This window comes from Sphingomonas gilva (genome assembly GCF_003515075.1).
Taxonomy (GTDB): domain Bacteria; phylum Pseudomonadota; class Alphaproteobacteria; order Sphingomonadales; family Sphingomonadaceae; genus Sphingomonas; species Sphingomonas gilva.
On record NZ_QWLV01000009.1, the window covers coordinates 23257 to 44237 of the forward strand.

Consider the following 20981-nt stretch of genomic DNA (forward strand, 5'->3'; position numbering starts at 1 on the left):
TGTTCATACGTCAGTCGTGCCACGTCACGCCGTCGCGCTCGGTGAGCGCGATGGCCGATGACGGGCCCCAGCTGCCCGCGGCGTAGCTCTTGGGCGTGATCCCGCCCGATTGCCAGCCGGCACGGATCGAATCGATCCAGCTCCACTGCGCCTCGACCTCGTCGCGGCGCACGAACAATGTGGGGTCGCCTTCGATCAAGTCCAGCAGCAGCCGTTCGTAGGCGATGCGGCGGCGCGTGCCGGCGAAGGCGCTCGTCAGCGACAGGTCGAGCGGCACCTCGCGCAGGCGCACGCCCTCGCGGTCCAGCCCCGGCTCCTTCGCCATCACCATCAGCCGGACATATTCCTCGGGCTGCAGGCGGATGATCAGCTTGTTGGGCTGCAGCGCGCCGCCACGCTCGGCGAAGATCGAATGCGGCACCGCCTTGAACTGGATATAGATCTCGGACTGGCGTCTGGGCATACGCTTGCCGGTACGCAGGTAGAAGGGCACGCCCTGCCAGCGCCAATTGTCGATGTGCGCCTTCACGGCGACGAAGGTTTCGGTCGTGGAGGGCTTGCCCAGCTCTTCCGCATAGCCTGGCACCGGCTGCTGGCCGACCGCGCCTTCCGCATATTGGCCGGTCACGGTGTGCGTCGCGACCTCTTCCTTGCCGATGGTGCGCAGCGATTGCAGCACCTTGACCTTTTCATTGCGGATCGCCGTCGCGTCGAACTGCGCGGGCGGCTCCATCGCGACGAGCGCGAGCAGCTGGAGCATGTGGTTCTGCACCATGTCGCGGATCGCGCCGGTATCGTCGTAGAAGCCGGCGCGACCCTCCAGCCCGACCGTCTCGCTGACGGTGATCTGGACATGGGCGATGCCGTTGGCGTTCCACACCGGCTCGAACATGGTGTTGCCGAACCTGAGCGCCAGGATGTTCTGGACGGTCTCCTTGCCCAGATAATGGTCGATGCGGAAGGTGCGATCCTCCGGAAACGCCCTGGCAACCGCATCGTTGATATGGCGCGACGATTCGAGATCATGGCCCAGCGGCTTCTCCAGGCCGATGCGGACGTTATCGCCCGCCAGGCCTGCCGATTTCAGCCCGGCGATGGTCGGCTCGAACAGCGAGGGCGCGGTCGAGAGGAAGATGGCGAGTCCGCCCGAGACGTCGCCGATCTTCCTCGCCAGATCGTCGAAGCCCTCGGTCTTCGAGGCGTCGAGCGGCTGGTAGAACAGCCGGTCGAGGAACCCGCCGATATGGCTTTCGTCCTTGCGGTCGTCGGGCAGGAACTCGTCGAGCGCCGCCTTGGCGAGATCGCGATAGGCGGCGTCGTCATGGTCCGAACGGGCGGTGGCGTAGATTTCCAGGCCCTGCGGCAACAGCCCGTCTGCATGGAGGCCGTAGAGCGAGGGCAACAGCATCCGTTTGGCCAGATCGCCCGTCGCGCCGAACAGCAGCAGCTTGGAAACGGCCTCTCGCATGCGTGTCTTCCCCCTCAGAGCCTCAGGCCCGCGGTCTCTTCGAGCCCCGCCATGATGTTGAGCGACTGCACCGCCGCTCCGGACGCGCCCTTGCCCAGATTGTCGAGCGTCGCGACCAGGCGTGCCTGGCGGCGGTCGTCATTGCCGAACACGCGCAGCGTCATTCGATCGCTGCCCGCATTCTCCTCGATCCGTACGATATCGGCCTGGTCGCCGTGAACCACCGAAACCAATGCGGCGTCCCTATAAAAACTATCGAGCGCCTCGTGCAGCACGGTGACCGGCGGCGAATCGACCAGCGGCACCTCGACCACCATCCCGCGATAGGTGCGCACGACGGCTGGGGCGAACAGCGGCGCACGCGACAGTCCGGCGCGCTCCTGCATCTCCGGCACATGCTTGTGCTGCAGGCCCATCGCATAGGCGCGAAAGGCGGTGTCCTCGCCGCCGCCCTCGAACTCGGCGATCATCGCCTTGCCGCCGCCCGAATAGCCCGAGACGGCGTTGACGGTGAACGGCGTCGCGGCATCGAGCACCCCGGCGGCGACGAGCGGGGCGACGAGCGCGAGAAAGCCGGTAGAATAGCAACCCGGATTGCTGACATAGCGGGCGCTTGCGATCGCGGCGCGCTGTCCGGCGGCGAATTCCGGAAAACCGTATACCCAGGCGGGATCGGTGCGGTGCGCGGTCGATGCGTCGATGAACCGCACCGGCGCGTCGCCGGTCAGCGCCACCGCTTCCCGCGCGGCGTCGTCGGGCAGGCACAATATGGCGAAGTCGGCGCCCTTGAGCGCACGCTCGCGCGCCGCCGGATCGCGCCGTTCGGCCTCGTCGAGGACGATCAGCGCGATATCGCGCCGTTCGCCCAGCCGTTCACGGATTTCGAGACCGGTGGTCCCGTGCGCGCCATCGATGAAGACCCGTGCGGTCATTCGGCCGTCGCCGCCAGCGCGTGCCGATCGACGAAGCCGACCGCGCCGGCCTCGCCCGCCTGGCCCCAGGCGTAATCGTCGGTGATCTCCAGCACGCGGAACACGTCGCCCTTTTCCAGCACGGCTATCCGGCCGGCATCGGGCTTTCCAGCGTCGAGGATTGCGACGTCATCGGCGATCGCCGCCGCCATCAGCGCCTTGGCATAATGCGGAGCAAACACCCGGTCGGCGAGCGCGACGTCGGCTAGGTCCCTGCGCACCGCGAAGCGCGCCGGATCGAGCTTCACGGACGGACCCGTGAGCGCGAAGCGGCTACGCGCCGGCGGCGGCGGGACGCCCTTGCTGGTCCGCGGCGGCGGAGAGGAACTGTTCGAACTCGCCAAGAAACTGGGCCCCTTCGTCGGTGCGGGCGATGAAGATGTTGCGCTTGTCGCTGTCATCGCGCTGGCGGCGCAGATAGCCGAGCGTGCCCAGCCTGTTCAAGGCGCGTGTGACGACGGGCTTCGACACCTGCAATTTCGCCGCCAGACCGCGCACCGTGTGCGGCCCCGGCACCAGATAAACCAGCAGCAGCAGCGCCATCTGGCGATTGGTGAGATCGGGCTCGCCCGACCGGACATAATCCACCAGCGTCTTCATCCATTGGCCGAGCCTGGGGTGGGCCACCTTTGTACCTCTCGCGTAATCGACTTCGAACCGAAGCGGGGCGGGCGGAGAAACCACTCGCAGGCGAAACAACGCACGGAACGCCGTGGGGTTTCGCACCTGTTCTTTCTCTTGTCCGAGCAGATGCGGAGGAGATCAGCCCGGTTGATCGCGAAGGGCGCGGCGACTATGTGGCGCGCAAGGCCTTGGCCGCTCTTCGCACATCGGGATCAGCATGTTCACCTTCCTCCTCGTCATCCAGGCGATCATCGCCGCCTCGCTCGTCGGCGTGATTCTCATCCAGCGGTCGGAGGGTGGCGGGCTCGGCATGGGCGGCGGCGGCAGTCCGGGCGGACTGATGTCGGCGCGCGGCGCCGCCAATTTCCTGACGCGGGCGACCACCGGCCTCGCCATCGCCTTCGTCACGCTCAGCATCATCCTCGCGGCGATCGCGTCGGTCCGTCATGGCGGCGGCGAGATCGATACCTCACTCGCCCGCACGCCAGCGCAGACCGCGCCGCAGGGCGCGCCGGCCGATCCGCTCGCGGCGGGCGCCGCCGCGGGGGCGCAGGCGGCCGGCAACGAGACCGCGCCTGCGGGCGACGTGCCGCTCGCGCAGTAAGCGCGCAACCCGAACCTTTATTTCCATATTTGCGGAGTCGGGCGCTTGTCGCCCGGCCATGCTTTGTCCTAGGCGTATCCTCCCATGACGCGGTTTATTTTCATCACCGGCGGCGTGGTGTCTTCGCTTGGCAAGGGCCTGATGGCCGCCTCTCTCGCGGCGCTGCTGCAGGCGCGCGGCTATAATGTGCGGATTCGCAAGTTCGATCCGTATCTGAACGTCGATCCCGGGACGATGAGCCCGTACCAGCACGGCGAGGTCTATGTGACCGACGACGGCGCGGAGACCGACCTCGATCTCGGCCATTACGAACGCTTCACCGGCGTTCCCAGCCGCCAGTCGGATAATGTCACGTCGGGACGGATCTACCAGACGATCATCCAGCGCGAGCGGCGCGGCGATTATCTGGGCGCGACGGTGCAGGTGATCCCGCACGTCACCGATGCGATCAAGGCGTTCGCCCAGGCCGATACTGAGGGTCTAGATTTCGTGCTGTGCGAGATCGGCGGCACCGTCGGCGACATCGAATCGCTGCCCTTCATCGAGGCGATCCGCCAGTTGAGGAACGAGCTGCCGCGTGGTTCCACCGTCAGCATCCATGTGACTTTGGTGCCCTACATCGCCGCGGCGGGCGAGCTGAAGACCAAGCCGACCCAGCATTCGGTGCGCGAGCTTGCCGCGCTGGGCGTCCAGCCTGACGTGCTGGTGTGCCGCTGCGAGCATCCGCTGCCGCCCAGCGAGCGCGCCAAGATCGCGCAGTTCTGCAATGTCCGGCGCGAAGCGGTGATCCCCGCGCTCGATGCCGCGAGCATCTATGCGGTGCCGCTGCAATATCATGCCGAGGGGCTGGACGAGGAGGTGCTGCGCGCCTGTGGAATCGTGCCCGAGGGCAAGCCCGACCTTTCGCGCTGGGAGGACATCGTCGATCGCTTGACCAATCCGGAGGGCGAGGTGACGGTGGGCGTCGTCGGCAAATATGTCGGCCTGCAGGACGCTTATAAGTCATTGAACGAGGCGCTGGTCCATGGCGGCATCGCCAACCGCGTGAAGGTCAAGATTCGCTGGATCGATGCCGAGCTGTTCGAACGCGGCGACAGCGACATCGCCGCGGCGCTCGAGCCGTGCCACGCGATCCTGGTCCCCGGCGCGTTCGGCGAGCGCGGCGCGGAAGGCAAGATCGCCAGCGTCCGCTTCGCGCGCGAACGCGACATCCCCTATTTCGGCATCTGTTTCGGCATGCAGATGGCCTGCATCGAAGGCGCGCGGTCATTGGCGGGAATCGACGGCGCGTCCTCCACGGAGTTCGGCCCGACCGAAGAGCCCATCGTCGGCCTGATCACTGAGTGGATGACGGCCGACGGCCTGCAGTTGCGCGAGGAAGGCGGCGATCTCGGCGGCACGATGCGGCTGGGGGCCTATGAGGCCAAGCTGTCGGGCAATTCGGTAGTGGCCGCGATCTACGGGGCGAATGCGATCAGCGAACGTCATCGCCACCGCTACGAGGTCAATACCGGCTACCGCGACGCATTGGAAAAGGGCGGGCTCGTGTTTTCCGGCATGTCCCCCGACGGCCAGCTGCCCGAGATCGTCGAGCGGCCCGATCATCCCTGGTTCGTCGGCGTGCAGTTCCACCCCGAGCTGAAATCCAAACCGTTCGATCCGCACCCGCTGTTCGCCAGCTTCATCGAGGCGGCGGTCAAGCAGAGCCGGCTGGTCTGATCCGACACCGCGCGTCGCCTGAGACGCGCTAACCTCCACATCACGACGAGCCGTTCGGCGTTCGCGTCCGGATAGCCACGCTTGCCTCTCGCCAAGAACAGCCTTGTCGTTATATCCTAGTTTTCAGATAGGAATAAAGGATCAACAAAGGGAGCAGGCAATGGGTGTGTCTTCGATCGTGGGGATTTTGCTGGCGACAGCGGTGCAGACACCTCATGAAGTTCAGGATGCAGAGCCGCCAGCGGATGTGGCGACGACCGAGTCCGCAAGCGGGGAAGGGGACATCCTCGTCACCGCGCGTCGTCGGCAAGAGAGCGTGCAGGACGTGCCTATCGCCATCTCCGTGATCGGCGGCGAGCAGATCGAGGCGACCGGCAACATCAACGTCAACAAGCTGCAGCAGCTGCAGCCGTCGCTGCAATTCTACACGACCAACCCGCGCAATTCGGCCGCCAACATTCGCGGGCTCGGCGCGCCGTTCGGGCTGACCAACGACGGTATCGAACAGGGCGTCGGCGTCTATATCGACCAAGTCTACAACAGCCGCATCGCGGCCGCGACCTTCGACTTCCTCGACATCGAACGGGTCGAGGTGCTGCGCGGCCCGCAGGGCACGCTCTACGGCAAGAACACCACCGCGGGCGCGATCAACATCACCACGCGCCAGCCCACCTTCACGCCCGAGGGACGCGCGGAGATCACCATCGGCAATCTCGAGCTGGTCCAGGCCAAGGCTTCGGTCTCGGGCCCGATCGTCGATGAGGTGCTTGCGATTCGCCTCGCCGCCTCGTCGGGCCGTCGGAAGGGAACGATCTACAACGTTACGACGGACAAGTGGGTCAACGAGCAGGACAATCTCGGCCTGCGCGGTCAGCTGTTGCTGCGCGCCAGCCCGAACCTCGATCTGACGCTGTCGGCCGACTACAATCGCCAGAATCCCGAATGCTGCGCGCAGATATATGTCCGCACCGGCGCGACGCAGCGACCGCTCAATCGGCAGTTCGATGGCCTGGCCGAAGCGTTCGGCTACGAGCCGCCCAGCCGCAACGCGTTCGACCGGCTGACCGATCTCGACACCGCGCTCGACGCATTCCAGGAAATCGGCGGGGTCTCGCTGCGCGCTGAATGGGATGTGGGGCCGGGCACGCTGACCTCGGTCTCCGCCTGGCGCTTCTGGAATTGGGGGCCATCCAACGACCGCGACTTCACCGGCCTGCCGATCACCACCGTTTCCGCCAATCCGTCACAGCAGGATCAATATTCGCAGGAGCTGCGCTATGCCGCCTCAGGCGAGACGCTCGATTATGTCGCGGGGCTGTTCGCCTATCACCAGAAGCAGGTGACGACGGGCGCGCAGGAACAGGGACCCGCGGCCAGCCGCTGGCTGCTCAACCCCACCAGCTCGGCGGCAAACGATTCCGCCACGCTGGACGGCCTCAGGTCGGAGAACGACATTCGCTTCAGCAGCACCAGCCTGGCCGCGTTCGGCCAGCTCGGCTGGCGCGTGACCGATCGGCTCAAGCTGCAGCCCGGCATCCGCCTGAACTACGACAAGAAGGACGGCAGCTATGTCGCGACCGTCACGAACGGCACGGGCACGCCGCTGACCAGCGACCAACGCGGCGTGCTCGCGCCGCAAAGCTACACGGCGGAGTTCAGCGGCTGGAACCTGTCCTACGACTTCACCGTGTCCTACGAACTGGCGGACGACGTGCTCGCCTTCGCCACCTATTCGAAGGGGTTCAAATCGGGGGGCATCAACCTGTCGGGCCTGCCGCTCGACGCCCAGAACAACCCGATCCTCAGCGTCGCCAGCATCCGCCCGGAAAAGGTCGACCATTTCGAGATCGGGCTGAAGACCCAGCTGTTCGATCGGCGCGCGACCTTCAATCTCGCCGGCTTCTGGACCGAGATCCGCGATTATCAGGCGACGGTGACCAACGGCCAGCTGGGCGTGCTGCGCGGCTATCTGGCAAATGCAGAGAAGGTGCGCGTGCGCGGGATGGAGGCGGATTTCAACATGCGGCCGAGCGAACGCCTCACCTTCTACCTGAGCGGCGCTTTCACAGACGCGAAGTACGTCAAGTTCACCGATGCGCCATGCCCGCCCGAGCTTTCCGGCGGACGGGCGACGCCGGCCGGCGCCACACCCGATGCGCCGGGCACGCCGAACGGCTTCAGTCCGGCCAATTGCGACATTTCCGGCCAGTGGCTGCCCGGCGTGTCGCGCTTCGCCGGCTCCTACGGTTTCGAGTATAACGTGCCCGCGAGCGTCCTGGGATCGAGCGGCCAAGTCTATTTCGGTTTCGATGGCAATGCGCGGAGCAAATTCTCGTCCAATCCCTCGCGTTCGGTCTACACCGATATCGAGGGGTATTCGCTGGCCAATTTTCGCCTCGGCTTTCGATCGGACGACGAATGGAATCTGTTCGGCTGGGTGCGCAACGCCTTTGACGAAGAATATTACGAGGTGCTCGCCACCCAGTCGGGCAGCACCGGGCTGATCGTCGGCCAGCCGGGCGATCCACGAACCTATGGCTTCACGCTCAGCAAGACTTTCTAGAACCGTCACGCGAAGCTCCCGAACCGTTCGCGCGACAACCTCGGCCCGCCAGCGACGGCGGGCCGCTTCTTGCATGTGCGTAGAGGATGCCGGCAAAGCCTTCGTCGGACGAGCGGCCTTATGTCGCCCGCCGGCCGTTTTGCGGCGATGCGCTTTGCGCACCAGTGCGTATGCCACCTTCGCCGCAAACAACAAACGCCCGGACTGTCACCAGTCCGGGCGCCTGCGTGACGATTGCTCGTCAGCCCCCTTAAGTACCTCCGCAATCGACACCCCGTGAAGGGCGGTGCTGGAGGTCTCCCCGAACCACGGCCTTTTGCCTGCGCTTCGAATAAGGCATTGCTATGCGGCCTTCGCCACATTGTCACCGCCAAACCGCCCGATGTGAACCGATTGCCCGGCCGCTGTGCTGAATCGGCAACAGGGCTGACGCCATTGCGCCGCAGCACCACGCACCGTAGAGCAGGGCCATGCACCACGCCGATACGGCCCGCCGCCGCCCATGATCCTGTCCCGCTACGAACGGATGATCGCCCGCAGATATCTGCTGCCGGGCAAAGGGGAGGGGTTCATCTTCCTCGTCGCCTCGATCAGCCTGATCGCCGTGATGCTCGGTGTCGCGGCGCTGGTGATCGTGATGAGCGTGATGAACGGTTTCCGCGCCGAACTGTTCGACAAGATCGTCGGATTGAACGGTCATGCCGTGGTGCAGGGCTATGGCGGGCGCCTGCCCGACTGGCGCGACGTGATCCGCGAGGCCAAGGCGACCCCTGGCGTCGTCTCCGCGACGCCGTTGATTGAACAGCCGCTGTTCGGCTCTTTCAACGGCCGGTCCGAATTCATCCTCGCGCGCGGCATGCTGGTGTCCGATATCCGGACCAACGAGGCGATCAGCAAGAATGTCAAGATGGGCGACCTCGCCGAGATCGTACCCGGTTCCAGCAAGGTTGCGATCGGCGCCCGGCTTGCCGAATCGCTCGGCGCCAGCGTCGGCGACACCTTCTCGATCGTCAACGTGCAGGGGCACGCCTCCCCGTTCGGAACCGTCCCGCGCGTTATCCCCTATACCATCGCAGCGATCTTCGAGGTCGGCATCTATGACTACGACAAGGCGTTCGTCGTCATGTCGATGGAGGACGCGCAGACGCTGCTGCTGCTGGGCGATGCGGTGGGCATGGTCGAGATTGAGACGGTCGACGCAGACCGCGTCGGGGAAATCCTGGCGCCGCTCGCCGCGCGGGTCGGAGACAAGGGAACCATCGCCGACTGGCGGTCGATGAACGAGACGCTGTTCGAGGCGCTGGCGGTCGAACGGGTGGTAATGTTCTGGATATTGTCGCTGATCATCCTGGTGGCCGCGTTCAACATCTTGTCTTCGCTGATCATGCTCGTTCGCGCCAAGACGCGCGACATCGCCATCCTGCGCACCATGGGTGCGAGCAGGCGGGCGATGCTGCGCATCTTCATGACGGTGGGGGTGACCATCGGCACGCTCGGCACAGCGGCCGGTGTCGTCCTCGGGTTCGTCGTGCTCTATTTCCGCCAGGGCATCGTCAACTTTGTCCAGACGGTCTCCGGCCAGAATCTCTGGGATCCGTCGATCCGCTTCATCACCGAGCTGCCATCGCGCACCGATCCGTTTGAGGTGATCGCGATCGTCGCGCTGGCGATCGGCTCGACCTTCGTCTTCACCCTCTACCCGGCATGGAAGGCGGCGAGCACCGATCCGGTGCAGGTATTGCGCTATGAGTGAACCGGTTCTCCAGACACGCGGGTTGAAGCGCAGCTTCACCCAGGGCGGCGTCGTGATCGAGGTGCTGCGCGGTGTCGACCTGACAGTGGCGCCCGGCGAGATCGTCGCATTGCTCGGCCCCTCGGGATCGGGCAAATCGACACTGCTTCAGGCCGTCGGGCTGCTCGAAGGCGGGTTCGAGGGATCGATCCGCATCGCCGGCGAGGAGGCCTCCAAGCTCGACGATGCCGGCCGCACGCGCATCCGTCGCGATACGCTGGGCTTCGTCTATCAGTTCCACCATCTGCTCCCTGATTTCAGCGCGGCGGAGAATGTCGTGCTGCCGCAGATGGTCCATGGCGCCACGCGAGCCGATGCCGATGCGCGCGCCGAATCGCTGCTGTCGTCGCTCAGGCTCGGCAATCGGCTGACCCATCGCCCCAGCCAGCTTTCGGGGGGGGAGCAGCAGCGAGTTGCGGTTGCCCGTGCGCTTGCCAACCGGCCGGCGCTGGTGCTGGCCGACGAGCCCACCGGCAATCTGGACGAGGCGACCGCCGATATCGTGTTCGCCGAGTTCATGTCGCTGGTGCGCGGCGAGGGATCGGCGGCGCTGGTCGCGACCCACAACGAACGGCTGGCGGCGCGGATGGATCGGGTGGTGCGGCTGCACGAGGGCGTGCTGGAGTGAGCGCCTGGCGCGAGACGCCGGTGCTCGCCGGGCGCCATGTCACGCTGCGACCGATTGCTCGCGAGGACCGCCCCGCATTGCTTGACGCGTTTGCCGGGCTGGAGGGCAGCTTCGCGACGATGGTGCCGAACGAGGCGACCATCGACGGCTGGTACGACCGGCTGGAGCGGGAGCAGGCGGCCGGACGGGTGCTGCCCTTCACCGTGCTCGACGCCGAGGGCCGCGTCTCCGGCGTCACCCGCTTCCTCAGGATGAGCGAGCCGCATCGCCGGGTCGAGATCGGCGGCACGGTCTATTCGCCGCGCGTCCAGCGCACCGGCCTCAACACCGAGGCCAAGCGGCTGCTGCTCGCGCATGCCTTCGATGTGCTGAAGGTGCTCTGCGTCCAGCTGCGCACCGATTTCCTCAATCGCCAGTCGCGCACCGCGATCGAGCGGCTGGGCGCGCGGATGGACGGCGTGCTGCGCGGCCATATGCTGCTCGGCGAACATCGCCGCGACACGGTGGTCTACAGCATCCTCGACCATGAATGGCCCGGCGTGCGGCGCAATCTAGACGCCCTGATGCGCCGATATGAGGAGAAGGCCAGATGAAGGCGACCGATTTCACCGTGAAGGGCGCGGACGGCCAGTTGATCGACCTCTCCGCCCATGCCGGCAAGGTGCTGCTGATCGTCAACACCGCCTCGCAATGCGGCTTCACCCCGCAATATGCCGGGCTGGAGGCGCTGCACCGCAAATATGCGGGCAAGGGCTTCGAGGTGCTCGGCTTCCCCTGCAACCAGTTCGGCGCGCAGGAACCGGGCGACGCCGCGGAGATCGCGAGCTTCTGCTCGCTCAACTACGACGTCACCTTCCCGGTCTTCGCCAAGATCGACGTCAACGGCGATGATGCCGACCCGCTATTCCAGCACCTGAAGGCCGAAGCGCCTGGCCTGATGGGCTCCAAGGGCATCAAGTGGAACTTCGCCAAGTTCCTGACCGACCGCGAAGGGAAGGCGGTGGAGCGCTACGCGCCGACGACCAAGCCCGAAGCGATCGAGGCGGATATCGTCAAGCTTCTGTGATGCTGCGTCGCCCCTGCGCAGGCAGGGGCCGCTGAGTTTGTACCACAGCCAACGCCGCATATGCCGACGGCGGCCCCTGCCTGCGCAGGGGCGACGACGTTCGTCTCACCCTTCCCGAATCGCTCCCCGCTGTTACACTCCGCCGCATGCCCCATTCCGAATTCGTGCCGCTGCGTGTCTTTTCGTCCTACACGATGCTCGACGGCGCGATCGAGCCGAAGGCGATCGCCAAGCGCGCGCGTGAACTGGGTTTTCCCGCGGTCGCCTTGACCGACCGCAACGGGCTTTATGCTGCGATGCCCTTTTCGGATGCGTGCCGGGGCGCGGGCGTGCAGCCGATCATCGGCGCGATGCTTTCGGTGCGGCGGCCCGACCTGCCCGAGGGCGTCGATGCGGTGTACGACTGGATCGCGCTCTACGCGCAGGACGAGGCGGGCTATGAAAATCTCTGCGCGCTGGTCAGCCGGGCGCATCTCGATCGCCCGATCACCGAGCAGCCGCATGTCGAGATGGCGGCGCTCGAAGCGCAAACCGAGGGGCTGATCGCGCTGACCGCGGGCGGGGAGGGGGCGCTCGCCCGCCTGTTCGCCGAGGAGCAGGCCGAGCGCGCATTCGCCTATGCCGACCGGCTGGAGGCGCTGTTCCCCGGCCGCCTCTACATCGAGATCGTCCGCCGCCTCGACGAGGTGGAGGGGCGCGCCGAGCCCGATCTGATCGACCTGGCCTATGCCCGCGATCTGCCGCTGGTCGCGACCAATCCGTGCTGCTTCGCCGATCAGGCCTTCCATCCGGCGCATGACGCGATGCTGTGCATCGCCAGCTCCAGCTATGTCGACAGCGACGACCGGACCAAAAGCTCGCCCGATGCCTGGATGAAGCCGGCCAAGGACATGAAGCTGCTGTTCGCCGACCTGCCCGAGGCGCTGGCCAACACGCTGGTCGTCGCCCAGCGCTGCGCCATCGCCGCGCCCAAGCGCAAGCCGATCCTGCCCAGCCTCGCCGGAGATTTCGCGGGCGAGGCGGCGATGCTGCGCGAACAGGCGCATGCCGGGCTGGTCGCGCGGCTGGATAGACTGGAAACCCTACATCGTTCCCATCCCAACGCCGTTCGTGCCGAGCTTGTCGAAGCGCCGTCCTTCTCCTCCAGCGTCGGAGAAGGAGGACAGGGCTTCGACAAGCTCAGCCCGAACGGAGTGGGGAAGGGGGGCTCCACGGGCGGCGGGTTGCGGGAAAAATATGCCGCCTATTTCGACCGGCTCGATTTCGAGCTCGACGTCATCATCCAGATGGGTTTCCCCGGCTATTTCCTGATCGTCGCGGACTTCATCAAATGGGCCAAGGCGAACGACATTCCCGTCGGCCCCGGCCGCGGATCGGGCGCAGGGTCGGTGGTCGCCTGGTCGCTGACCATCACCGATCTCGATCCGATGAAGCTCGGGCTGCTGTTCGAGCGCTTCCTCAACCCCGAACGCGTGTCGATGCCTGATTTCGACATCGATTTCTGCGAAACCCGGCGCGAGGAGGTGATCCGCTACGTCCAGGGCAAATATGGGCGCGACCGCGTGGCGCAGATCATCACCTTTGGGCGGCTGAAGGCGCGCGCGGTGCTGAAGGACACCGGCCGCGTGCTGCAGATGAGCTACGGCCAGGTCGACCGGCTCGCCAAGCTCGTCCCCAACCACCCGACCGATCCCTGGACGCTCGACCGCGCGCTGAACGGCGTCGGCGAGCTCGCCAAGGAATATGCCAACGACAACGACGTCAAGCGGCTGCTCGATCTGGCGATGAAGCTCGAGGGGTTGCCCCGCCACAGCTCCACCCACGCGGCGGGCGTCGTCATCGGCGACCGGCCGCTCGCCGAGCTGGTCCCGCTCTACCGCGATCCGCGATCGGACATGCCGGTCACCCAGTTCGACATGAAATATGTCGAGGGCGCGGGGCTGGTGAAGTTCGACTTTCTCGGCCTCAAGACGCTGTCGGTGCTCCAGAAGGCGGTGCAGATGCTGGCCTCCCGCGGCATCATCGTCGATCTCGACACATTGCCCTGGGACGACGAGGCGACCTTCCGCCTGATCCAGAGCGGCAACACGGTCGGCGTGTTCCAGATCGAATCCGAAGGCATGCGCCGCACGCTGACCGCGGTGCGCCCGACGATGTTCGAGGACATCATCGCCTTGAACGCGCTCTATCGGCCGGGGCCGATGGACAACATCCCGATGTTCGGGCGGCGCAAGAACGGACAGGAGGAGATCGCCTATCCGCACCCGCTGCTGGAGACGATCCTTGCCGAAACATACGGCATCTTCGTCTATCAGGAACAGGTGATGCAGGCCGCGCAGATCCTCGCCGGCTACACGCTGGGCGGCGCCGATCTGCTGCGCCGAGCGATGGGCAAGAAGATCAAGGCCGAGATGGACGCGCAGCGCGCGATCTTCGTCGAGGGTTGCGCCAAGACCAACGGCATCGCCGAGGCCAAGGCCAACGAGCTGTTCGACTTGATCGACAAGTTCGCCGGCTACGGCTTCAACAAGAGCCACGCCGCGGCGTACGCGCTGCTCACCTACCAGACCGCATGGCTCAAGACGCACTATCCGGAGGAGTTTTTCGCCGCATCGATGGCGTTCGACATGGGACTGACCGACAAGCTGGCGATCTTCGCCGACGACATGCGCCGCATGGACGTCGCCTGCCTGCCGCCGTGCATCAACGCCAGCCACGCCAGCTTCACCGTTGAGGAGACGAGCGAGGGGTTGGCGGTGCGCTATGCGCTCGGCGCGCTCAAAGGCGTCGGCGAGAAGGCGATGGAGGAGGTGGTCGCCGAACGGCGCGCCAATGGCCCCTTTGCCAGCCTCGACGATCTCGCCCACCGCATCGATCCGCGTTCGCTGAACAAGCGCCAGATCGAATCGCTGGCGGGCGCGGGGGCGTTCGACGCGATCGAGGGCAATCGCGCGGGCGCCTTCGCCGTCGCCGAAACGCTGATGGCCGTCGCGTCCAACGCCGCGAGCGCGCGGATCAGCGGGCAAGGCGGCCTGTTCGGCGACGGCCCCAGCACCCATGCCGCGATCAAGCTGCCCCAATCGGCGCATTGGTCGATGGCGGACCGCATGGCGCAGGAGAAGGAGGCGTTCGGCTTCTATTTCTCCGCCCATCCGGTCGATCGCTACCGCCATCTGACCCAGGCGCACGGCGCGCGGCCGTTCGCCGCGCTCGGCCAGGTGCCGATGCCCGCCGATGGCGGCCGCGTCGGCGCGGTGATGGCGGGGCTGGTCGAGGAGGCGCGCTGGCGCACCTCGGCGCGCGGGCGGCGCTATCTGATGGCGACGATCTCGGACGCGACCGGCCAGTTCGTCGCGACCTGTTTCGATGACGACGCCAGCGCCGATCTTGAGGAAGCGGCGCGCTCGGGCGGCTGCGGGCTGCTGACGGTGGAGCTCGATCGCAAGCCCGGCGAGGATCAGCCGCGAGTCACCATCCGCCGCATACAGCCGCTCGAAGGATTGGCGGGATCGGCGCGGCTCGTCCTGTCGATCGCGCTCGACCATGCCGAGGGGGCGGCGGCGCTCGCCCAGTTGCTCGCCGGTGAGCGCGGCGGGCGCGGCGAGGCGCGCGTCGCCGCGCCGCTGCCGGACGGCGGCGCGGCCGATCTCGTCCTCGGCCGCGATTTCCGCCTCGACGGCGAGCTTGCCGCGCGCGTCGAGTCGTTGCACGGTGTCGCATCGGCGGAGCTCAAGGCCGCCGACGCGCCGCGCCTCGCGCTGGCGGGATAGGGCAACGACCCACAAGAGGATGTGCGATGCTGGGTGGAATGCAGGACTACGAACTGCGCGTGCCGCGCCTGATCGATCACGCCGCGCGCGAGCATCCCACGCGCGAGATCGTCAGCCGCTGGGCCGATGGGAGCGAGACGCGGACCGACTGGGCAGGCATCGCACGCGATGCGAAGAAGCTTGCGCAAGCGCTTGAGAGGATGGGCATAAAGCGCGGCGACCGCGTCGCGACGCTGGCGATGAACCATAGCCGCCATCTCGTCGCCTGGTACGGCGTGATCGGCATGGGCGGCGTGATCCACACGATCAACCCGCGCCTGTTCGACGATCAGCTCGAATATATCGCAAACCACGCCGAAGACCGCGTGCTGCTCTACGATGCCGTGTTCCAGCCGATCGTCGACCGGATGAGGGACAAGTGGAAGACGATCGAGCATTACATCGTGTTCGATGGCGCTGGCGAGGATAGCTTCGAACGCATCATCGGCCGCGAGGACGGCAACTACGCCTGGATCGAGGGGCCGGAGCGCGAGCCGTGCATGCTCTGCTACACTAGCGGCACCACGGGCAATCCCAAGGGCGTGCTTTATACCCACCGCTCGTCCGTCATCCACGCGATGGCGGAGATGCAGCCGGCGGTGTTCAATCTCGATTCGACCGCGGTCGCGCTGCCCGTCGTCCCGATGTTCCACGCCGCCGCCTGGGGGCTGCCGTTCGCGGGCGCCGCCGCGGGAATCAAGTTCGTCTATTCGGCGGTCAACGAGCCCGCGGTGCTGTGCGAGCTGATGAACCGCGAGAAGGTGACGCATTCCGCCGGCGTGCCGACCGTCTGGCTCGGCATGTTCCAGCATATGGATGCGACCGGCGACAAGCCCGAGCATCTGAAGGTCGTCACCATCGGCGGCTCCGCGGCACCGCGCGCGATGATCGAGCGGATCATGCGGATGGGCGCCCGGGTCAACCATGCCTGGGGGATGACCGAGACCTCGCCGATCGGCACGATGGGCGCGCCCAGCGCCGACTGGGCCGATCTCGATTTCGAGACCAAGGTCGACATCACCTGCAAGCAGGGCCGCGTCCCCTTCGGCGTCGAGCTGCGCGTGGTCGACGACGAGGGCAAGGAGCTGGCGCGCGACGGCGAAAGCTCCGGCCGGCTGCAGATCAAGGGGCCCTGGGTGATCCAGCAGTATTTCCAGGACGACAGCGGATCGTGCACTTGTCCCGAGGGCTGGTTCGACACCGGCGACGTGGCGGTGATCCACCCCGACGGCGTGATGCAGATCACCGACCGCGCCAAGGACGTGATCAAATCGGGCGGCGAGTGGATCAGCTCGGTCGAGCTGGAGAACGCCGCGGTGGGCTGTGCCGGCGTGGCCGAGGCCGCGGCGATCGGCATCGCCCATCCGAAGTGGGACGAACGCCCGCTGCTGCTGGTCGTGAGGAAGCCCGGCAGCGAGGTCTCCGCCGACGATATCCAGGCGCATCTGGCGAAGCACGTCGCCAAATGGTGGCTGCCCGACGAGATATTGTTCGTCGACGAACTGCCGCACACCGCGACCGGCAAGCTGCTCAAGACCGCGCTGCGGGCTCAATACAAGGACCACCGGCTGGCGACCGCCGCCTGATCGCGGCGGTCATACGAGCAGCGCCGGCAGGCCCTGCCATATCACCGCGACCAGCGAGATCGCGGCGCCGAGCGCGGCGAGCGATGCGATCCAGCGGCGCGTGCCGTCGTCCGCGGCGCGGTTCGCCCGCATGGCGGCGGCGAGGAGCATCGCATCGGCGATCAGGCAGGCGAGCGTGACGAGGAGCGCGAGCATGCGCGCGGTGTCCGTCGTCAGGAAGACGCTGGCGACGATGTAGAGGCCGAAGAAATGGACCGCCCAGACGATCAGCCCGCCGAGCAGCAGCAGCCAGGCGCGCATCAGATCGCGCCCGGAAACAGGCGGGTGAGGAGCGCCGCCAGCGTCCCCTGCGCCGCGGTATAGGCGATGAACATCACCGTCAGGTCCATGCTGTTGTTGCGCGGCCGGGTGACGATGCCGCGGGCGTTGCGCGCGGCGAGGTAGAGCGCCATCAGCGCGACGATCGCGGTGAGGATGCCCTGAAGCGCAAGGAAGGCGTGGACGGTGGCGCCCTGGCCGCTGGTCGCGCCGGTCAGCCCGGTGGCGCGCCAGCTCCACCAGTCGATGGCGAAGGCGAAGAGGGCGAAGCCGGCGGCGATCAGCACCAGCGTCGCCGGGGTCCACAAGGTCGTCCTCTCGCGCGCGAGCAGCCGCCGCGCGAGCAGGGCGAAGCCCGCCGCCGCCGCATGGCCGCCGATGATCGGCAGCAGCCACGGCGCGTCGGGCGGCGAGGTCCAGAAGGACGGGTGCACGCCGTAGAGATAGAGATAGCTGAACACCGCCATGACGAAGATCATGCCGATGACGACCAGCAGCACGGTCATCGCCCACCAGCCATGCGTGCGCGGGCCGGTCGCGTAGGTCGGCAGGATGATCCCCGCGCCGACATCGGCATGCGCCTTGGCGACCGGCCGGTCGGTCTCCCACAGCCAGCGCAGCACGCACAGCACCGCGAGCACGCCGCTCGCGATCGACGGGTTGTACGCCTGCACCGTCAGCAGCAGGAAGAAGCCGGCGGTGAAGATCGCCGCGAACAGGGGCCAGGCCGAGGGGCCGGGCATGATCTGGAGATATTCGGGCTCGGCGCGGATCGGGCTGGTGATCAACGTCTCACGGTGGCCGGTCGCCGAGTTGGGCAGGAAATAGCGGCCCGCCTCGACATCGTCGCTGAGCTTGGGATCGTCCCACAGCGGCTCACGGCTTTTGACCACCGGGATGCTGCGGGTCGAGTAGAGCCCTGTCGGCAGCCATTCGAGCGTGCCGCCGCCATAGACGTTGCCGGCCTCGTCCCCGGCGGTGAAGCGGAAGTTGCGGGCGAGATCGATGACGAACAGCAGCACGCCCAGGCCGATCATGTACGCGCCGATCGTGGAGATCATGTTGGTGACCTCCCAGTCGCGGCCGGGAAGATAGGTATAGACCCGGCGCGGCATGCCCATCAGCCCGGTCAGGTGCATCGGCAGGAAGGCGACCTGCATGCCGGCGAACATCAGCCAGAACACCCATTTGCCCAGGCGCTCCGACAACGCCCGACGGCTCATCATCGGCGCCCAGTAGTAGAAGGCGGCGAACAGCGGGAACACCATGCCGCCGATCAGCACGTAATGAAGGTGCGCGACGATGAAATAGCTGTCGTGCGCCTGCCAGTCGAACGGCACCAGTGCCACCATCACGCCCGTAAGCCCGCCGATGACGAAGGTGACGAGGCCGCCCAAGAGGAACAAGGTCGGCGTGTTGTTGCGCGGCTTGCCCACCGCGACGGTGGCGATCCAAGAAAAGACCTGGATCCCCGCCGGCACGCTCACCGCCATGCTGGCGGCGGAGAAGAAGCTGACCGACAAGGTCGGCATGCCCGTCACGAACATGTGATGCGACCACACGCCGAAGCTGATGAAGCCGGTGGCGAGCAGCGCGAGGACGATCAGCTGGTATCCCACCAGCGGCGTGCGCGCGAGCGCGGCCACCATCATCGAAACGAGGCCGGCGGCGGGCAGGAAGATGATGTACACCTCCGGATGGCCGAAGAACCAGAACAGATGCTGCCACAGCAGCGCGTCGCCGCCTCGGGTCGGATCGAAGAAGGGCCAGTTGAGCGCACGCTCCAGCTCCAGCAGCAGCGTGCCGAGGATGATCGAGGGGAAGCCGATGATGATCATCACCGCGAAGACGAGCATCGCCCAGGCGAAGATCGGCATCTTGTCGAGCGTCATGCCCGGCGCGCGGGTGCGCAGCACGCCGACGACGATCTCGATCGCGCCGGCGATCGCCGAAATCTCGATGAAGCCGATGCCGAGCAGCCAGAAATCGGCGTTGATCCCGGGCGAATAGGCGATGCTGGTGAGCGGCGGGTACATGAACCAGCCGCCATCGGGCGCAAGGCCGAAGAACAGCGAACAGAAGAAGCTCAGGCCGCCGACCAGATAGGCCCAGAACGCATAGGCCGACAGCCGGGGAAAGGGCAGGTCGCGGGCCGCCAGCATCTGCGGCAGGAGGAGGACGCCCAGCGCCTCGACCGCCGGCACGGCGAACAGGAACATCATCACCGTGCCGTGCATGGTGAAGAACTGGTTGTAGGTCTCCTGCGGCAATATGCCCTGCAGCGGCAGTGCGAGCTGGGTGCGCATTACCAGCGCGAGCACGCCGGCGAGGATGAAGAACAGGAAGGCGGCGCCGACATACCAGGTGCCGATGAAGTTGTTGTTGACCACGGTCAGCCGGGCCCAGCCGGTGGGGGCGTGCCAGATGCGCTCCAGCTCCTCCAGCTCGCCCTCAGGCCGCGGCTCCCTGGTCGGGAAGCGATCGTAGAGCTTCGGGTCGAAGCCGGTTTCGGAGGTCACTTCCGCGCCTCTAGATAGGCGGCGAGCGCCTGCAGGTCCTCGCCCGGCAGCACGGTGTAGCGCGGCATACGGTTGCCGGGCTTGATTGCCTGGCTGTCGCCGATCCAGCCGATCATCGTGCCGCGATTGTTGGGCAGGATGCCCGCACCCAGGCTGCGGCGCGATCCGACATGAGTGAGGTCCGGGCCGGCCAGCCCGTTGGCGGGGGTGCCGGCGATGCGGTGGCACGCGGCGCAGCCGGCATCGGCGAACAGCTGCGCGCCGCGCGCCGCTTGTGGGGAGAGCGCCACCGTCCGCGTCCGACGCGCCGCCATCATCGCGGCGAAATCCTGCGGCCGGTGCGCCACGACGACGAAGCCCATCAGCGCATGCGGTCCGCCGCAATATTCGGCGCATTGTCCGCCGAACACACCCGGCCGGTCCGCCTGGATCCGCATCAGGTTGCGGCGGCCGGGGATCATGTCGAGCTTACCCGACAGTCGCGGCACCCAGAAGCTGTGGATGACGTCGCTCGATTCGAGCTCCAGCACCACCGGCCGCCCCGTGGGGATGTGCAGCTCGTTGGCGTCGACCATCGTCGCCCGGCCTTCGCCGTCGAGATAGGCGACCCGCCACCACCACATCTCTCCGGTAATCCGCACGCGCATCTCGTCGCCGCGGATCGGGGCGGTGAGGCTGCGGGTGAGCGAGAGTCCGTAGACCAGCAGCAGCGTCAGCACGATCACCGGGAAGATTATGCCGCCGGTCCACACCGCCTTGGTCCCGCCGACGCGCGCCCGCTGACGCTTGCTGCCGAACAGAGCCAGCCAGAGGGCGACCAGCACGACGCCCAGCACCACCACGCTCATCACCAGCAGCACCCAGGCGAGCGTCGTGATCGATCCGGCATAGGGGCCCGCCGGATCGAACACCGGCGGCGGCCAGCCGGCCAGCGCGTCAGCGATCGCCGAGCGTGTAGAGATAGGCGGCGACATCGCGCGACTCCTCCTCGTTCAGCGGCATGGCGGGCATGTTGGTCCCGGGCGCGAGCGACGGCGCGTCGCGGACGAAGGCGGCGAGCACGTCGGGCCGGTTGGGCAAGCGGCCGGCGATCAGCGCACGCTCGGCAAATCCGTCGAGCGAAGGTCCGATCGTACCCTGCGGCCAACGGACGCCCGGAATGGCGTGGCAGCTGGCGCAGCCGACGCGCTCGATCGCCGCCTTGCCGCGCGCGGCGTCGGCTTGGGGCATGTGGTGGCGCTCGTCGGGTGGCGGCTTGCACGCGACCAGCAGCAGGAGCGGCAACAGGACATGGGCGGTTGGCAAGCATCCCCC

At 66.8% G+C, this 20981-nt stretch carries 17 protein-coding genes; 9 read left to right on the forward strand and 8 right to left on the reverse strand.

Annotated features, from left to right (window positions below; all coding sequences use genetic code 11):
- Positions 1–10: 10 nt before the first annotated feature.
- Genes zwf through D1610_RS15110 form a run of 4 tightly spaced genes read right to left on the reverse strand, consistent with a single transcriptional unit; the run spans position 11 to position 3039 of the window.
- Positions 11–1468 (reverse strand): glucose-6-phosphate dehydrogenase, encoded by a 1458-nt coding sequence (zwf, locus tag D1610_RS15095; RefSeq protein WP_118865038.1) that lies wholly within the window; start codon positions 1466–1468, stop codon positions 11–13.
- A gap of 14 nt (positions 1469–1482) precedes the next feature.
- Positions 1483–2400, reverse strand: a complete 918-nt coding sequence (gene argC / locus D1610_RS15100) for an N-acetyl-gamma-glutamyl-phosphate reductase (protein ID WP_118865039.1) — start codon at positions 2398–2400, stop codon at positions 1483–1485.
- Positions 2397–2687, reverse strand: a complete 291-nt coding sequence (locus tag D1610_RS15105) for an SH3 domain-containing protein (RefSeq protein WP_118865040.1) — start codon at positions 2685–2687, stop codon at positions 2397–2399. Before D1610_RS15105 ends, argC begins: the two co-directional genes overlap by 4 nt.
- 25 nt (positions 2688–2712) lie before the next feature.
- A complete protein-coding gene (locus D1610_RS15110; protein ID WP_118865041.1) occupies positions 2713–3039 on the reverse strand; it encodes a MarR family transcriptional regulator in 327 nt (108 codons plus the stop codon).
- A gap of 241 nt (positions 3040–3280) precedes the next feature.
- Here D1610_RS15110 and secG point away from each other — a divergent pair, with 241 nt between their 5' ends.
- From secG to D1610_RS15155, 9 genes are all read left to right on the forward strand, one after another.
- Positions 3281–3667, forward strand: a complete 387-nt coding sequence (gene secG, locus D1610_RS15115; RefSeq protein WP_118865042.1) for a preprotein translocase subunit SecG — start codon at positions 3281–3283, stop codon at positions 3665–3667.
- Positions 3668–3751: 84 nt separating this feature from the next.
- On the forward strand, positions 3752–5386 hold the full coding sequence (locus D1610_RS15120; RefSeq protein ID WP_118865043.1) for a CTP synthase: 1635 nt from the start codon (positions 3752–3754) through the stop codon (positions 5384–5386).
- A gap of 160 nt (positions 5387–5546) precedes the next feature.
- Positions 5547–7949 carry a TonB-dependent receptor gene (locus D1610_RS15125; protein ID WP_118865044.1) on the forward strand — a complete coding sequence of 801 codons (2403 nt, stop codon included), beginning with the start codon at positions 5547–5549 and terminating at the stop codon, positions 7947–7949.
- Between the two features lie 502 nt (positions 7950–8451).
- A complete protein-coding gene (locus D1610_RS15130) occupies positions 8452–9702 on the forward strand; it encodes a lipoprotein-releasing ABC transporter permease subunit (protein ID WP_118865045.1) in 1251 nt (416 codons plus the stop codon).
- On the forward strand, positions 9695–10369 hold the full coding sequence (locus tag D1610_RS15135) for an ABC transporter ATP-binding protein (protein WP_118865046.1): 675 nt from the start codon (positions 9695–9697) through the stop codon (positions 10367–10369). The genes D1610_RS15130 and D1610_RS15135 overlap by 8 nt, the downstream gene beginning before the upstream one ends.
- Positions 10366–10962 (forward strand): GNAT family N-acetyltransferase, encoded by a 597-nt coding sequence (locus D1610_RS15140; protein WP_118865047.1) that lies wholly within the window; start codon positions 10366–10368, stop codon positions 10960–10962. Before D1610_RS15135 ends, D1610_RS15140 begins: the two co-directional genes overlap by 4 nt.
- On the forward strand, positions 10959–11435 hold the full coding sequence (locus D1610_RS15145; protein WP_118865048.1) for a glutathione peroxidase: 477 nt from the start codon (positions 10959–10961) through the stop codon (positions 11433–11435). Before D1610_RS15140 ends, D1610_RS15145 begins: the two co-directional genes overlap by 4 nt.
- A 146-nt stretch (positions 11436–11581) precedes the next feature.
- A complete protein-coding gene (dnaE, locus tag D1610_RS15150; RefSeq protein ID WP_118865049.1) occupies positions 11582–15205 on the forward strand; it encodes a DNA polymerase III subunit alpha in 3624 nt (1207 codons plus the stop codon).
- A 26-nt stretch (positions 15206–15231) separates the two neighbouring features.
- Positions 15232–16830: a long-chain fatty acid--CoA ligase gene (locus D1610_RS15155; protein WP_118865050.1), complete on the forward strand. Its 1599-nt coding sequence runs from the start codon at positions 15232–15234 to the stop codon at positions 16828–16830.
- Positions 16831–16839: 9 nt separating this feature from the next.
- Here the strand turns inward: D1610_RS15155 and D1610_RS15160 are convergent, their stop codons facing one another.
- Genes D1610_RS15160 through D1610_RS15175 form a run of 4 tightly spaced genes read right to left on the reverse strand, consistent with a single transcriptional unit; the run spans position 16840 to position 20897 of the window.
- Complete coding sequence (locus D1610_RS15160; protein WP_118865051.1) at positions 16840–17130, reverse strand: hypothetical protein; 291 nt, start codon at positions 17128–17130, stop codon at positions 16840–16842.
- Entirely contained in the window at positions 17130–19667 is a 2538-nt protein-coding gene (locus D1610_RS15165; RefSeq protein WP_118865052.1) for a cbb3-type cytochrome c oxidase subunit I, read from the reverse strand. The genes D1610_RS15160 and D1610_RS15165 overlap by 1 nt, the downstream gene beginning before the upstream one ends.
- Positions 19664–20641, reverse strand: coding sequence for a cytochrome c oxidase subunit II (gene coxB, locus D1610_RS15170; RefSeq protein WP_118865053.1), 978 nt, complete (start codon positions 20639–20641; stop codon positions 19664–19666). The genes D1610_RS15165 and coxB overlap by 4 nt, the downstream gene beginning before the upstream one ends.
- On the reverse strand, positions 20604–20897 hold the full coding sequence (locus D1610_RS15175) for a c-type cytochrome (RefSeq protein ID WP_245942303.1): 294 nt from the start codon (positions 20895–20897) through the stop codon (positions 20604–20606). Before D1610_RS15175 ends, coxB begins: the two co-directional genes overlap by 38 nt.
- Positions 20898–20981 lie beyond the last annotated feature (84 nt).

Excerpts from the sequence above, each read along its gene's own strand:
- D1610_RS15135 (WP_118865046.1), top strand. The coding sequence starts at position 9,695 with ATGAGTGAACCGGTTCTCCAGACACGCGGGTTGAAGCGCAGCTTCACC.
- dnaE (WP_118865049.1), top strand. The coding sequence starts at position 11,582 with ATGCCCCATTCCGAATTCGTGCCGCTGCGTGTCTTTTCGTCCTACACG.
- D1610_RS15125 (WP_118865044.1), top strand. The coding sequence starts at position 5,547 with ATGGGTGTGTCTTCGATCGTGGGGATTTTGCTGGCGACAGCGGTGCAG.
- D1610_RS15155 (WP_118865050.1), top strand. The coding sequence starts at position 15,232 with ATGCTGGGTGGAATGCAGGACTACGAACTGCGCGTGCCGCGCCTGATC.
- D1610_RS15160 (WP_118865051.1), bottom strand. The coding sequence starts at position 17,130 with ATGCGCGCCTGGCTGCTGCTGCTCGGCGGGCTGATCGTCTGGGCGGTC.
- secG (WP_118865042.1), top strand. The coding sequence starts at position 3,281 with ATGTTCACCTTCCTCCTCGTCATCCAGGCGATCATCGCCGCCTCGCTC.
- coxB (WP_118865053.1), bottom strand. The coding sequence starts at position 20,641 with ATGTCGCCGCCTATCTCTACACGCTCGGCGATCGCTGACGCGCTGGCC.
- D1610_RS15175 (WP_245942303.1), bottom strand. The coding sequence starts at position 20,897 with ATGCCCCAAGCCGACGCCGCGCGCGGCAAGGCGGCGATCGAGCGCGTC.
- D1610_RS15130 (WP_118865045.1), top strand. The coding sequence starts at position 8,452 with ATGATCCTGTCCCGCTACGAACGGATGATCGCCCGCAGATATCTGCTG.
- zwf (WP_118865038.1), bottom strand. The coding sequence starts at position 1,468 with ATGCGAGAGGCCGTTTCCAAGCTGCTGCTGTTCGGCGCGACGGGCGAT.
- argC (WP_118865039.1), bottom strand. The coding sequence starts at position 2,400 with ATGACCGCACGGGTCTTCATCGATGGCGCGCACGGGACCACCGGTCTC.
- D1610_RS15145 (WP_118865048.1), top strand. The coding sequence starts at position 10,959 with ATGAAGGCGACCGATTTCACCGTGAAGGGCGCGGACGGCCAGTTGATC.
- D1610_RS15110 (WP_118865041.1), bottom strand. The coding sequence starts at position 3,039 with ATGAAGACGCTGGTGGATTATGTCCGGTCGGGCGAGCCCGATCTCACC.
- D1610_RS15120 (WP_118865043.1), top strand. The coding sequence starts at position 3,752 with ATGACGCGGTTTATTTTCATCACCGGCGGCGTGGTGTCTTCGCTTGGC.